Source organism: Nostoc sp. DedQUE09, from assembly GCF_034530915.1.
GTDB lineage: Bacteria > Cyanobacteriota > Cyanobacteriia > Cyanobacteriales > Nostocaceae > Nostoc.
This window is the reverse complement of the sequence record NZ_JAVRCE010000112.1, coordinates 1-12,613: the sequence shown is the minus strand read 5'-3', so window position 1 is coordinate 12,613 and position 12,613 is coordinate 1. Positions and strand designations below refer to the sequence as shown.

The 12,613-nt window shown below is 39.2% G+C and carries 11 protein-coding genes and 3 tRNA genes; 8 read left to right on the top strand and 6 right to left on the bottom strand.

Annotation, left to right across the window (positions count from 1 at the left end):
- Window positions 1–160 precede the first annotated feature (160 nt).
- The gene (locus RMY27_RS34610) at window positions 161–586 is read right to left on the bottom strand and encodes a hypothetical protein (protein ID WP_322669317.1); all 426 of its coding nucleotides are present in this window, start codon (window positions 584–586) and stop codon (window positions 161–163) included.
- Between the two features lie 392 nt (window positions 587–978).
- On the opposite strand from RMY27_RS34610, the gene RMY27_RS34605 reads away from it, so the two are divergent.
- Window positions 979–1,104, top strand: coding sequence for a hypothetical protein (locus RMY27_RS34605; RefSeq protein WP_322669316.1), 126 nt, complete (start codon window positions 979–981; stop codon window positions 1,102–1,104).
- Between the two features lie 407 nt (window positions 1,105–1,511).
- Here RMY27_RS34605 and RMY27_RS34600 read toward each other — a convergent pair whose 3' ends face one another.
- Together RMY27_RS34600 and RMY27_RS35710 are read right to left on the bottom strand one after the other, a co-directional pair.
- Window positions 1,512–2,471, bottom strand: a complete 960-nt coding sequence (locus tag RMY27_RS34600; RefSeq protein WP_322669315.1) for an orange carotenoid protein N-terminal domain-containing protein — start codon at window positions 2,469–2,471, stop codon at window positions 1,512–1,514.
- Between the two features lie 678 nt (window positions 2,472–3,149).
- Window positions 3,150–3,803 (bottom strand): TraX family protein, encoded by a 654-nt coding sequence (locus RMY27_RS35710; RefSeq protein WP_416212395.1) that lies wholly within the window; start codon window positions 3,801–3,803, stop codon window positions 3,150–3,152.
- Between the two features lie 294 nt (window positions 3,804–4,097).
- Here RMY27_RS35710 and RMY27_RS34595 point away from each other — a divergent pair, with 294 nt between their 5' ends.
- The 6 genes from RMY27_RS34595 to RMY27_RS34570 all read left to right on the top strand — a co-directional run bounded on the left by RMY27_RS34595 (window position 4,098) and on the right by RMY27_RS34570 (window position 9,133).
- Window positions 4,098–4,676, top strand: a complete 579-nt coding sequence (locus RMY27_RS34595) for a hypothetical protein (protein WP_322669314.1) — start codon at window positions 4,098–4,100, stop codon at window positions 4,674–4,676.
- A gap of 365 nt (window positions 4,677–5,041) precedes the next feature.
- Window positions 5,042–5,117 (top strand) — tRNA-Met (locus RMY27_RS34590).
- A tRNA-Met gene (locus RMY27_RS34585) sits at window positions 5,117–5,191 on the top strand. The genes RMY27_RS34590 and RMY27_RS34585 overlap by 1 nt, the downstream gene beginning before the upstream one ends.
- A 396-nt stretch (window positions 5,192–5,587) precedes the next feature.
- Entirely contained in the window at window positions 5,588–6,673 is a 1,086-nt protein-coding gene (locus RMY27_RS34580; protein ID WP_322669313.1) for a reverse transcriptase family protein, read from the top strand.
- Between the two features lie 217 nt (window positions 6,674–6,890).
- A tRNA-Ile gene (locus RMY27_RS34575) sits at window positions 6,891–6,963 on the top strand.
- Between the two features lie 643 nt (window positions 6,964–7,606).
- Window positions 7,607–9,133 carry a slipin family protein gene (locus RMY27_RS34570; RefSeq protein ID WP_322669318.1) on the top strand — a complete coding sequence of 509 codons (1,527 nt, stop codon included), beginning with the start codon at window positions 7,607–7,609 and terminating at the stop codon, window positions 9,131–9,133.
- A 201-nt stretch (window positions 9,134–9,334) separates the two neighbouring features.
- On the opposite strand, the gene RMY27_RS34565 is transcribed toward RMY27_RS34570, so the two are convergent.
- Together RMY27_RS34565 and RMY27_RS34560 are read right to left on the bottom strand one after the other, a co-directional pair.
- Entirely contained in the window at window positions 9,335–9,667 is a 333-nt protein-coding gene (locus RMY27_RS34565; RefSeq protein WP_322669312.1) for a DUF5615 family PIN-like protein, read from the bottom strand.
- Entirely contained in the window at window positions 9,664–9,915 is a 252-nt protein-coding gene (locus RMY27_RS34560) for a DUF433 domain-containing protein (RefSeq protein ID WP_094349937.1), read from the bottom strand. The genes RMY27_RS34565 and RMY27_RS34560 overlap by 4 nt, the downstream gene beginning before the upstream one ends.
- A gap of 556 nt (window positions 9,916–10,471) precedes the next feature.
- On the opposite strand from RMY27_RS34560, the gene RMY27_RS34555 reads away from it, so the two are divergent.
- The gene (locus RMY27_RS34555) at window positions 10,472–11,896 is read left to right on the top strand and encodes a hypothetical protein (protein ID WP_322669311.1); all 1,425 of its coding nucleotides are present in this window, start codon (window positions 10,472–10,474) and stop codon (window positions 11,894–11,896) included.
- 87 nt (window positions 11,897–11,983) lie between these two features.
- Here RMY27_RS34555 and RMY27_RS34550 read toward each other — a convergent pair whose 3' ends face one another.
- Window positions 11,984–12,223 (bottom strand): DUF2281 domain-containing protein, encoded by a 240-nt coding sequence (locus RMY27_RS34550; RefSeq protein WP_322669310.1) that lies wholly within the window; start codon window positions 12,221–12,223, stop codon window positions 11,984–11,986.
- Between the last annotated feature and the right edge of the window lie 390 nt (window positions 12,224–12,613).

The following is a 12,613-nucleotide window of genomic DNA, read 5'->3' as shown; positions in this document are numbered from 1 at the left end:
TTTCAAGCCTTTGAGCAATCAACACTGTCCTAATCTATGTGACTACGGCTATACTTGTCGGGTTTTGGGGAAGGAGAAAAGGGAAAGAAAAAACCTTTTCCCCTTCCCCTTTAACCTTTTCCCCCAACCTAATTTTGAATTTTGAAGAATAACGCGCATCCTAAGTTGTTGCTGCTGGTTTCTTTCCATTCTTGCTCTCCACACTGGCAACGAATGACGGTTGCTCATCATTGAGAGTTAGCGACTCCCCTCGCAGTCCCTTACGACGCTGATTTTTAGGAACTCCTCCCGCCATCCCGTACTCTACACTGCTTTTGCCATATCGAGTCCCCACTGCCATTAGCATGTGTTCTGTCATATCTCCCAACTCGCCTTCTGTTTCCAGCATTTCACGATATAATTTATCCAAGCTGGAAAGGGCACTGTTATATGCATTTTCTCTAGTTCGCATCGTTTCAATTAGAGTAGAAAAAGCAGGTAAAGTAAGTCCATTGCCTAAATCTAAACTTGGATCAATTGAGTTGATGCTAGCCGCACGACGCACTGCTTTTTCTAACACTAGAGAAGTTCTTTTTCTCCGAGCCATGATCTACACCTTCTAATAGAGTACGGTTAATATTCTTTACCTTAAAACGCTTCCGTATATATTAGCCTGAGAGAATTCTGGCAAATCTGCAATAGTTTTTGCTACAAGCGCGATATTTGTCAGAAATGCGCGAAATACTGAATTGAGAAAGCAAACTGGGGTTTGAGAAAGTAAAAGCTGCTTTTGCTTGCGGAAAACACTAAAACGAGTAAGTAAAAGCTCATTTGACTTGCGGAAAACACCAAAATGAGAAAGCAAAAGCAGCTTTTGAGTAAGTAAAAGCTCATTTGACTTGCGGAAAACACTAAAATGATTAAGCAAAAGCTGCTTTTGAGTAAGTCAAATGCCATTTTGCTTACTAAATTTGACTTTATCTATATTTTTGCGCTGCAATGACTAGTATTGATCGTTGTGATGGTAGTGCGATCGCCAAGCATAACGCTCAAATGCATCTAAGTATTGCATTCCTCGTAACAATGCACCAACTACTAGTTAGCAGAGATTTGAATTACTGCTGAGAAAAATTTTGATTTTTTACGATAAATTGTTGTTGTGAGTCAAAATTGACGGAGAATAACGCGGCAGCATAACGTTTTTTTAAATCAGCAACACTGGGGAACGTGATTGACGTTGATTTTAGTAAACAGGCAACTTACAATAGTTGACCTACATTTGACTAAAGCTCGGTTCTAGGTGAACCGAGCATTGATTGAGATTTTAATTGATGATCGTCATGGCGCTTAGAGGATGTTTTAAAAGTCCTAAAAAGGATAATTTTTTAGTTCTGCACTGGGTTAAGTAAACGCCAAATTAAGGTTTTAGCTATGTACTAAGATGCAATGCTTTCCTAACTATGAGAGCAAAAAACCTTTTAAAACATCATCTTAGACAAGCGCAATTGCTTTGCTATTAAGACAAAGAAATTTTACTTGCGAGTTAGGTTAAGCAGTTCTTTAGGAGAAGCAAGTAAATCAATAGCCACGAAATAAATTTGACCTTGAGGATCGAGTAAAAATCGCCAAGCAATGTTCATCCCAACATTACCTCCAAACCAAGGAGTTTCGACCGTACCAGTAATTTTATGCTGTGTGTAACCATCTTCTATAGTTTCCGAAACGCCTTTAGTTGGCTTCATCACTAACCCTTGTCCCTCATCTCTTAGGTAGGCAGTGATCGCTTCTCGACCAACAATCGGTTTTTGGAAGGGTGGTTGCAGCGCACCATTAGTAGCAAATAAAGCAACAGCAGCTTCAAAGTTATCTGCATTCATGGCTTCAATGTATTTCAGCACTGTCGGTTCTGTAACTCCTTCAATAGTAAATTGGGGAGTTAGGGATGTACGTGGGAACTTAAAGTTTATGACTTCTGACTCTTTGTTATTAGCCAGAGACGGATCATACCCCATATTTACTACAGTATTGCGCAGTACAGTAATTTGCTGACTCTGATCGATTTTCTGAACAGCTTCTAGCACTGCTTTAACTTGAGTTGACATTTGATAGCCAACTGGCATAGGAGCGACAATACCTTCTTTCATCCACTCTCCTAACTGCCACCAGAATCCCAGCTTGGCATTGACACCAAAGTATGCATAGGAACGGCTAATAGGAGTATCAGCATTACTCGCTAAATCGCTCATTAATTGCGTTTGCTCTTCATGAGACATCTGCTTAATTTCGTTGAATATACCTTCCATTAATTGGAGATTGGCTTTTCCGGGAGCAGCTGGAGTAATTGTACGACCTAGTTCAGCGTAGGCATACCAAAGAAATGCTAGTTGATCCTCAATGCTGAGTTTAGCAAACATTGCTGTAGTAGCTGGAACAGCATCTGCCACTTGAGTGCTAGAGAAAATATTGCGTGCGGAATCGATAGTATAACTCATGCTTATTACCTTAAAGATTTAGCTATTCAGTAGTTGTTTTCGGCTACAATTTTGCAGCTTAGGGAATAAATCTAGAGCATTTTTCCTGGATGACACAATTATCTCTAGATATCCAAATCCGAATCATTATCATTCACTATGGCATCATAACTGGCAAACGTTAACAAAAGACTAAGATTTAGAAGATTTATCTGATGAATATCATTGAAGAAAATGTATATCTACTATTTTTTTCAAATTTATAGTTTAATAAAAGCTTTCTTTAAGAAAATATCTTCCTAAAGAAAGATATGCGGCTATATAGTATCTATCTATATAGATAAATGTACCTGCATTTTCAATTTTTTTAGCGATAAAAATACAATTGGTCAATTGCTCAACTTTGTTTAAAACTGGGCGATAGTATTTCAGATACTGAGGCACGTTAGGGGATGCCGGATTTCTGCCAGATTTATATTCCACCAGAGGCTATTGCTTGAGCGATTGATCCTTTGACTGCACTCAGGGTCAAAGCTGAACGAAGCCGAAGCCTTGACTTTTGACTTCCGCCTTCGGTACTAGGTTATTTAAAGAAAAATTTATTTTATTTGCGATCGCCGTTTAGTTAAAGAATGCTTTGCCTCAATTCGTGAACCAATTGTTTTGAGGTTATTTGTAAGGCAATATAGTCAGTCAATCTTACCTAGACTGGATCAAATAATAGATTATACCTAAAATTATCAAATGAGCCGGGTAGAAGAGATAGAACCATCTAGCTCGCGAACCTTGTTTACCATTGAACTGAAAAACAATGAATCCCGCAACAATTGCCCAACTTTGAAATATATTAAGCATGGATAGGATTACTAAAATAAAAAAGTGAAAAATGCACCAGTAGAACAACCATACTTTGGGTTTGAGTTTGTCTATTAGGGACATCAAGAAAATTACTCCAATCCCATAAGTTCCATATTCAACGCCCAAGCCTTCGGCAACTACTGCACACAAGCTAATAATTATTAATTGCTGCCATAATTGCGGGTAACGCTTTATTAAGCGCAACATCACAAGTCCAAGAACAAGCGTGTAAAGAATATTAAATGATGACCTCTGGAAGACAAAACTATAGATTGGCTGAGATATAATCGCTGTAATTAATAGTCTGCCTCCATAGCGGTATACATTTCGGGTGTGTTTTTCGCCTTTAGCTAAAAGCCATGCAAAAAGGGGAAAGCTCAATCGCCCAATAAAGTGTAAGATTACGAACTCTGGCATTAGCAAATAGCACACATGATCCATAACCATGAACACTGCTGCTAAGATTTTAATGTTAAAAGCTGAAAGTTTAATCACAACGTTACAGTTACCTTAGATTCCTTGATATAAAATCTCTAAAATTTTATTTAATATAAGAGTTATTCAAAATCCTAGCAATTTGATAACATTAACAAAAATGCCAGTGTCTACGACGGTCACTGAGCTTGCTTGCCCTGAGCCTGCGCCGTACCCCTCCGGGGAAGCAAGCTATCGGCAGTGTCTGTCTGCGATACGCTGCGCGTTTGCGTAGCATCCCGCAGGGAACGTAGAGAAGAGTCGAAGTGCAGGCTATTTAGTGACAACCTCTTTAGCAGAGATAACAAAAACACTATGGCAAAGCGTAAGAAAAACAATCTCCAGTGGATTAAAGAAACGCTTGAACTAAAGCCTGACCATCATTGGGAATCTCCATCAGGCTATAAAATATTTGTTGCGAATCGTGGGGCTGTTCGCTTCAATGTTCCCCAGGATTGGGTTTTTGAACCACAAGAAAAATCCTTCAAGTTCCTCGATAAAAAACCCCCCAACGATGATTGCTGTCTAGAAGTATCTTTCAATCCTCTGCCACCCAATGATTGGAGCAAGTTTCCGCTAAAATCTACCTTGAAGAAAGTTCTGGAAAACGACAGCCGCAACATCATTGCTAAGGGAGAAATTATTACCGTCAAGCGCCAAACCGCCAAAATTGTCTGGACAGAGATGAAGTTCATTGACACTCAGGAAGAACCACGCGAAGCTTTTTCGCGGACTTGCATTGCTTTGGGGTCGAATATTCAGTGCTTGATTACATTCGATTATTGGGCAGATCAAGCAGAACAACTAATACCCGTTTGGGATGAAGCGATTCGTAGTTTGACATTAGGGTTGTATATTCGTGACCCCATGACTGGTTTGGCTTTCCCAGACTGAAGCCCAAAAATTATTGCTCAAACTTCCTTGACAAATATAATGAAAACGCTATTCATCTTAGTTGGCCAAAATTGCTGCTCAGGTTAGTTATAACTGGGATCTAGTAATTGATAATTCTCCAGCGTCTGATTTAGAAATTATTCAAGCAATTCAGGCTATTGAATAATTAAGTTGCTGCATCATTTTTAAATAAAAAACTGCTAAACATTCATCAGTCAACAGCCATCACTCCCAATCCCTGTATGCTAAATTGGGAGCGGGATAGTAACAAAGTTACAAAGCTATGGTTTAGGTTCTATATGCCTAACTGGTGCGCCAACCTTTTGCATAAGCGTATACCGCCGAGTCCTTTAAACTATACTATCGTTTGATTAGCTCAGTTGGTAGAGCGATCGACTCATAATCGATGGGTCACAGGTTCGACTCCTGTATCAAACTCCAGGAAGTTAGCTCACTGGTAGAGCAATCGACTCATAATCGATGTGTTGTAGGTTCGATTCCTATACTTTCACCCAAAACCCTGTCCGGGTTAAAAGACAATACCCTTCCAAGGTAGCCAATATGGTACGGATCTTAACAGATTCGAGACCCCTCATTTTCTCAACTCTGCGGTGTAAGTGTTCTGCTATCGGGATTACTCGTAAGGGCGATCTTCGGTAGCGTCAGTTAAGGAGTAAGCGCAACTGCATTTTCCCTAACTTGAGTATGTCCCTTCGTTTGCTACATCTAGTTTTTCTTCGAGATTCTAGATTGGTAAATTGAACGGTATATTTGAGCGCAGTTCTTTTTCTAGATTGTCATTGAGCAGTTTGGGAAAAGTAACGGCAATCTTAATCCAGTTTTGGAGAAGCTTTTGCCCACACCTAAACTGTAAACACTTGCACTTGCAGAGTTAAAAAATATTTTGTATTATGTACAGCAAAAATCTAAGCACTACCCCATTAGCGGCTGGAAGTAATCTAGAAAGGTTGCGAACTGATAATTTAGCACTTTTGCGATCGCATGGTTTAGTTGAATATAATACTGCCGAAGAAATAGCCTTTGCAATGGGAATAAGCTTAGAAAAACTGCACTCTTTAACAACTAGTACATCCCTAACTAGACATTACCTCCCTTTCAAAATTTCAAAAAAGACAGGTGGAGAAAGAATTATTTCTGCACCAAAGCCCGAACTTAAAGCTGTTCAAAGGTGGATTCTAGAGAATATTTTAGAGAAAATAGAAGTTCATCATGCAGCACATGGCTTTTATAAAAATCGTTCGATAGTCACCAATGCTAAACCTCATGTTGGTGCAAATGTAATAGTCAATATTGATTTACAGAATTTTTTTCAGTCAATTTTGTATAAACGTGTCAAAGAATTATTTTCTGGGTTTGGTTATTCAGAACCTACGGCGACAATTTTCGGGTTGATTTGTACAACTGCTGAAATAGTAATAAATGGACAAATTAACTATACAGCTTCAGAAAACCGCCATTTACCTCAAGGTTCGCCTGCAAGTCCGGCTATTTCTAATTTAGTTTGCCGTAATCTCGATAGTCGTCTTGCTGCGATCGCTGAAAACCTTGGGTTTTGCTATACGCGGTACGCTGACGATTTAACATTTTCTGCTTTTGGGGATGCACCGCCCAAAACATCTGATTTGATTAAAAATATTAGATATATTATTTCTAGTGAAAATTTTACTGTTAATGATAATAAAACCAAGATTTCCGGTAAATCAGTGCAGCAAGAAGTAACAGGTGTAATTGTAAATACGCAATTAAATATATCTAAAAAGACATTAAAAGCCTTTCGTGCAACTCTATATCAAATAGAACAAGAAGGTTTATCAGGAAAAAGTTGGGGAAAATCAACTAATTTAATTGCCGCAATTACCGGGTTTGCAAATTATGTAGCAATGATTAACCCGGCCAAAGGTGCAGAATTTAAATCAAGCGTGGAACGTATCAAGCAGAAATATGGTGATTCCCAAACTGATGAAGTACGTTTTTAAAGCTGCTTATTTAGCTAGAAAAGACTTATTTAGGTTTGCCTCAGCCAATAATAGCCAGCGCGAATGGAATTCACTCTTTTAACTTTTTTCCTGTGCTAGATTTGAACCGGGATAGTAACAAAGTCGCAAAGCTGTAGTTTGGGTTCTGTATACCCAACTGGTACGCTAACCTCTGGTAATAAGCGTATACCGCCCAGTACTTTCAACTATTTCACCATGAAAGTTAGCTCATTTGGTAGAGCGATCGGTGTATCGCCGATTGGTTATAGGTTCGATTCCTATACTTTCGGGCAAAAACCCTCGCCCTGGGTACGGGCACCTTGTTAGGGACAAGGCCGCAAAATTATTGGGTATTGAAAAAGACCCAATCAAAAAACTTCTTGTTTTTTCTACTCTGTCATGCAGGTATTTATAACAGTCAAGGAGCTAGCGCAACTGTATCTCTCCCTAACTTGAGTATGTTCCTTCCTTTTCCTACATCTGGTTTTCCTTTGGGGATTCTGGATTGGCAAAGCGAACGGCATATTTGAGCGCGGTTCTCTTTTTTTAGATTACCATTGAACAATTTGGGAAAAGTAACCGCAATCTTAATCCAGCTTTGGAGAAGCTTTTGCCCGCACCGGAACTGTAAAAACCTGCACTGGCAGAGTAAACAAAATTTTTGTAGTATAGTATTACAAAGACCCAAAACCAATCCTTTAGCCTTTGTCTATAGGGTTATAAAGCCTAAGAACCTCAAGATAAATTCGGACTTCTGCCGTACTTAAGCTGTGATATACAGGTGGTACTTTAGTTCAAGCAAGGTTATAAATGTCTTTATCAAATCTTCTTAGCTGGTTGCGTTGGCGTAGCCCGTCGTAGACATCGCTACGCCCAACCCAGGCATCGCGTAGCTTACTTCAGCTATCACACAAATTATTTATGCAAATTACTATGTGGCAAACCTTTTATATCAAACCTAACGAAATTGGCATTTTATATCACCGCAGTGACTTTAAGAAAATTTTGCAACCCGGTACACACACTTATTTTGGTCGGCATTGGCAAGTAAAAATTTATGACCTCAATCAGCCACTAGCTCAGATTGAGAACCTAGAACTGTTGTTGCGAAATCATGAAGCCGAACTACAAGAACACTTATTGATTATCAGAACCGCATTCAATCAAGTTGCGTTAGTCCGCTACGGTCAAAATTGGGTAAGCGTTGCACCAAATAAATTGATTGCTTTTTGGCGTGGTTTTATTGAAGTAGAGTCTCATATATTCAACTTGGAAGAAGGCTGGGAATTACCTAGTTCCTTTGTACAGCAATTGCGCTCAGTTGCGTTGAATGGAGTGAAAAAGTTTCAAATCTCAGAGTATGAGATTGGTTTATTATATCTGCAAAACAATTTTGTGCGACCTCTAGAACCAGGAGAGTATGCTTTTTGGTCGGTAGATAGAGATGTTACAGTCCGAATTCTCAGTCGGATTATCCCTAACCCAGACTTTCCCCTAGAAGATGTACTCATTGAAAAACATCCCGACTTTATAGCTGCCTACTGTGAAACCGTGCAATTACTGGCTTCGCAAGTTGCAATTGTGCGATATCGAGGGAAAGTAATTTCTATTTTGCCACCTACCAGCCGTAAATTATTTTGGCAGGGTGTTGCAGTGGAAATTCTCGACATCAGCGCTGATGCTCAGTTACAGCCTAACTTAGTGGCTGAGTTGGTTGAAGGTTCAACAGAAGTGAAATTGCTTAGTCGTAACTGTTTGCATATTTGCCAAGTTCCCGCTCAACACGTGGGACTAGTATACATTAATCAAGAGTTTCAAGGACTGCGATCGCCAGGTACACACGCTTGGTGGTTATTTGGACGCTCTTTTCAAACCGAGACAATTGACCTGCGACTCCAAAACATGGAAGTATCTGGTCAAGACATCCTCTCTAAAGATAAAGTACCTCTGCGGTTGAATTTGACGGCTGGCTTCCGCATCCAAGACCCATTGAGAGCAAAAAACGGGTTGTCAGATATTTCCGGCTTCTTATACAAAGAATTACAGTTTGCTTTGCGTGGTGCAGTTGGCGAACGCAACTTAGACGCTTTATTAGAAGATAAAGGTGCAATTGATAGAAGTATATCTGAATACATTCGCCAGAAAGCCGCAGACTATGGAATTGAAGTAGATTCTGTAGGTGTCAAAGATATTATTTTACCTGGTGAGATTAAGACTATCTTGAGTAAGGTAGTTGAAGCAGAAAAAGCCGCTCAAGCCAACGTAGTCAGACGTAGAGAAGAAACTGCTGCTACCCGCAGTATGCTAAACACTGCCAAAGTGATGGAGGATAACCCGGTTGCGTTGCGTTTAAAGGAACTCGAAGTATTAGAACGGATTGCAGAGAAGATTGATCGCATTCAAGTTAACGGCAGTTTGGATAGTATTTTAACAGATTTGATTCGGATGAATCCGCAGTGATTTAGTTATTAAAGGCGATCGCACTATCTCGTAAATTAGTTTTATTAACACGCAATCATCGGGATTTCAGCAGAGTACCCGGATTGTTAATTGAGGATTGAACGGTTTAATGGGATCGCCTAGTTTATTGTCGAGTGAGTGCGATCGCACTAACGGTCTACTTCTTATGAATCTCGCACACAATCCCTCGAAAAGAAAGCCTTAATACAATTCTAGGCAATGCAGACTTGGATTATTGAGTAGCTCCTGAATTACCTCCACCCCAGAACGAAGTAGAGATTCAACTTGTTTTGTTGGCACATTTCCGCAATGTAGCCATACAACTTTAGGCGGAGAACCGTACAAACGGCTTCTTTCGGCAAAGTCTACATCTTGAGTTACAATGCAAAAGTCATTGGTTTTAGCAAATTCCCATATTTCAGTATCAGTCTTCACTTCTAGTCCATGAAACTGAACATGACTGGAATCAGGGAAAACGTCTGCCAATTGAGTTACCAGCTTGCGGCTCAAATTTTGATCAAAAAGCAGCTTCAAATACCACCTGCCGTCCGCGTAACGTTTGGTAAAGAGGCAACTAAACGATGTTCACGGTCAGCAGCAAACTCTAGACTTGCCCTAATATCTTCTTCTGTTAATTCAGGGAAATCGTCTAATATCTCTCCATGAGACATACCAGCTGCCAGCCAGCCTAGAACATCGTACACGGTAATTCGCATCCGTCGAATACAGGGCTTACCACCTCGCTTGTCCGGTTCAATTGTAATAATATCGTGATAGCTCATGGTGATTATAAACTGCATAGCATCTTTCTAAGTCTAGAACAGCTTTACATCGTGCTGCAACGAAGCGATCGCAACAACAATCTACTTCTTTTACTGCGATCGCACTATCTCGTAAATTAGTTTTATTAACACCTCATAAATTAGTTTTATTAACACGCAATCATCGGGATCTCAGCAAAGTAGCCGGACTGTTAATAGAGGATTGGACAGTTTAATGCGATCGCATCCCCCATTCTATTATTCGCCTAGCTTATTGTTAAGTAAGGTGATCGCTACAACAGTCTACTTCTTGTGCATCTCACACACAATCTCTAAATATGCGGTGGCGTGTTGTCGAGTTGGGGCAATCGCAGTTCAACGTACTGGATAAAAAAGTAGTAAAAGAAAGCACGGATGAGTTAGTATGATCGCTCGACAGGTCGGCGACAATATTTTGCAGATTAATGCGTTAGGAATTAAAATTTAGCTTATTTAGAAGTGATTAATTACCATCCCTATGTTCTGTTATATTTTTTACCATCAATGTTAAGCTATTGGCAATATTTGCAGTAGATTTATGCCTAAGAAAATAAATGAGATGTTTGGGATTTCTGAAGAAGCTTTAAAAAAGGAGGGAGTGTTCAACGGTTTTATAGATATTGACTCAAAATTTCACGTAGATCCTCATCTTCTTGAAGCTACGAAAATTTTTGAACTTGAGAATTCATACCAGAGATTTAAAGAGCATTTTACGGAAATTATTCATCTTTTACAGGCAACCAAGAGTTTTGAAGATATACTTTTCCGTACTGCCCACAAAAAATTAATATTTCCAGAACCGCCGTTTGTGTCTCTGGGATATTCTTCAGAAGGTTCTTCGGGTAGGGGCATTGGCCCAGGTATAGCGATGAATCTTACTAAGACAGCTTGGGAGATTATACAAGCAGGCATAACCGATCCAGTGATCTTCGAGTTAGTTGGACTCATTGAAGAAAATATTGGTGCAGATAGGATTAGTGATATGACGATCTGCATCATTTTTTCAGATATTTTAGCTTACTCAGAACGAGTTGCTAAAAATCTCAATTTAAATATTGTTCATGTAGAAGTAAGCGGTAAGGAATTCTGCCTCCCAGCAGTTCCAGGCAGTAGTAGTCCTACCGTATTGATTCCTTATGAGATTCTAAATGATCTCCCTATTGCCAATGGAGCAGGTGATATTGACCGTGTTTGTGCTTACAACGAAGAGTTGCGGAATCGTGTTAACGATATCATCGGGGATTCTTGGCAAAGTGAAACAAAGAATAAGAAGAGAATAACGAAGCGTGAATTAAAGAACATACTGCTTAATAATCCTGAAGTGTTGCGAGATTTGGTTGAGCAATATAAGAAAAATCCTGCTGAAAAGTATGACTTTGAGAAAGATCCATCAGGGCAACTTATCTGGTATTCTATTGCCAAAGAGTATGTCAATCTGTTTCCACTTTTATTAGATGTAGATAAAGTAACGCCTGAAAATATCCTTCAGGTGGTAATTAAGATATGTAACAACTTCAAAGTCCTAGTTGAGGCTAATGGATTAGCTGTACATTTCTGGAACGATTCAAAAGCCTTAAGAAATGAACGCTTTGCACAACTGCTTTTCTTTGGCATAGCCGATGCCTATTGTAATGCCCATAATCTAGATTTGAATAGAGAACCTAACGCAGGACGAGGCCCTGTTGACTTCAAAATCTCTAATGGTTATGAGGCACGAGTCAATGTTGAAATTAAGTACACATCGAATAATATTAGATCAGGCTACGAGAAACAACTCCCTATATATAATGCTGCTGAACGAACACAATATAGTATTTTTTTGATTATCAAGACTACTGATTCTACTAAGGCTTTAGATGATCTACTTAAGTTTAGGCAAAGTGAAGTAAGTAGTGGTAAGAGAGCGCCTGAGATTTTCATTGTTGACGGAAGAATTAATCCTTCCGCAAGCAAAGCAAAGTAAATTAAAGCTCATCTAATTTAGATAGCAAACTTTTATGAATATCTTTTAGGGCGGGTATCTTTACAGCGATCGTATCCTTTCGCTGCTTCATTCATTCCCTAAACCTTCAAGATATTGTTTATTCGTCGCCAAATCACCAGGGACACCATCAACACAACCAGCAAATTTTTGAGATGCTTCCAAAAAGGAAATAGGCTCAATTTGTTCAATATTGGTATTTTTTTGTGCTAGCTGACTTTGCAAAAACTCAATAAAATCTAAGACCTCTTGTTGCTTCTCTGGCGGGAGCGATCGCATTTTTTCAGTAGCAGTTTGTATAATACTCAAAACAACCTCCAGACGTTATTTATCCGTCTTTTCTACGTCTAATCATTTTAGTCTAGCAAGTTAACACTTTAGGGAGCAAATGGACAAAACTATCCTAGTGTGGATGCAAATTTTATCTGCTGCTCAATTTAGTCGTTACGCTATATTTAGTCTAATAAAATGTCAGTTCAAAAAGTTTTTCATTTTACAGTTTTTCTTTGAACAAAATGCAAGCAAAATCTAAAAACCAGACTCCATAAGAGTTATACTATCTAAAGCATCAAAACAGATTGTTCCTAGATAACCTTGCAACTTGCATTTAGGCTATAAATGGGCTGCTTTTTTCTCCCGCTACTAAAAAACCTTGCATTATATGATGTTTAGGAGTGATCGCTAGGTTCGGAGTAATCC

What these genes read in the sequence shown, in the direction of transcription:
- RMY27_RS34595 (WP_322669314.1), top strand. Translation starts at nt 4,098, where the DNA reads ATGGCAAAGCGTAAGAAAAACAATCTCCAGTGGATTAAAGAAACGCTT.
- RMY27_RS34610 (WP_322669317.1), bottom strand. Translation starts at nt 586, where the DNA reads ATGGCTCGGAGAAAAAGAACTTCTCTAGTGTTAGAAAAAGCAGTGCGT.
- RMY27_RS34605 (WP_322669316.1), top strand. Translation starts at nt 979, where the DNA reads ATGACTAGTATTGATCGTTGTGATGGTAGTGCGATCGCCAAGCATAAC.
- RMY27_RS34600 (WP_322669315.1), bottom strand. Translation starts at nt 2,471, where the DNA reads ATGAGTTATACTATCGATTCCGCACGCAATATTTTCTCTAGCACTCAA.
- RMY27_RS34580 (WP_322669313.1), top strand. Translation starts at nt 5,588, where the DNA reads ATGTACAGCAAAAATCTAAGCACTACCCCATTAGCGGCTGGAAGTAAT.
- RMY27_RS34560 (WP_094349937.1), bottom strand. Translation starts at nt 9,915, where the DNA reads ATGAGCTATCACGATATTATTACAATTGAACCGGACAAGCGAGGTGGT.
- RMY27_RS34555 (WP_322669311.1), top strand. Translation starts at nt 10,472, where the DNA reads ATGCCTAAGAAAATAAATGAGATGTTTGGGATTTCTGAAGAAGCTTTA.
- RMY27_RS34570 (WP_322669318.1), top strand. Translation starts at nt 7,607, where the DNA reads ATGTGGCAAACCTTTTATATCAAACCTAACGAAATTGGCATTTTATAT.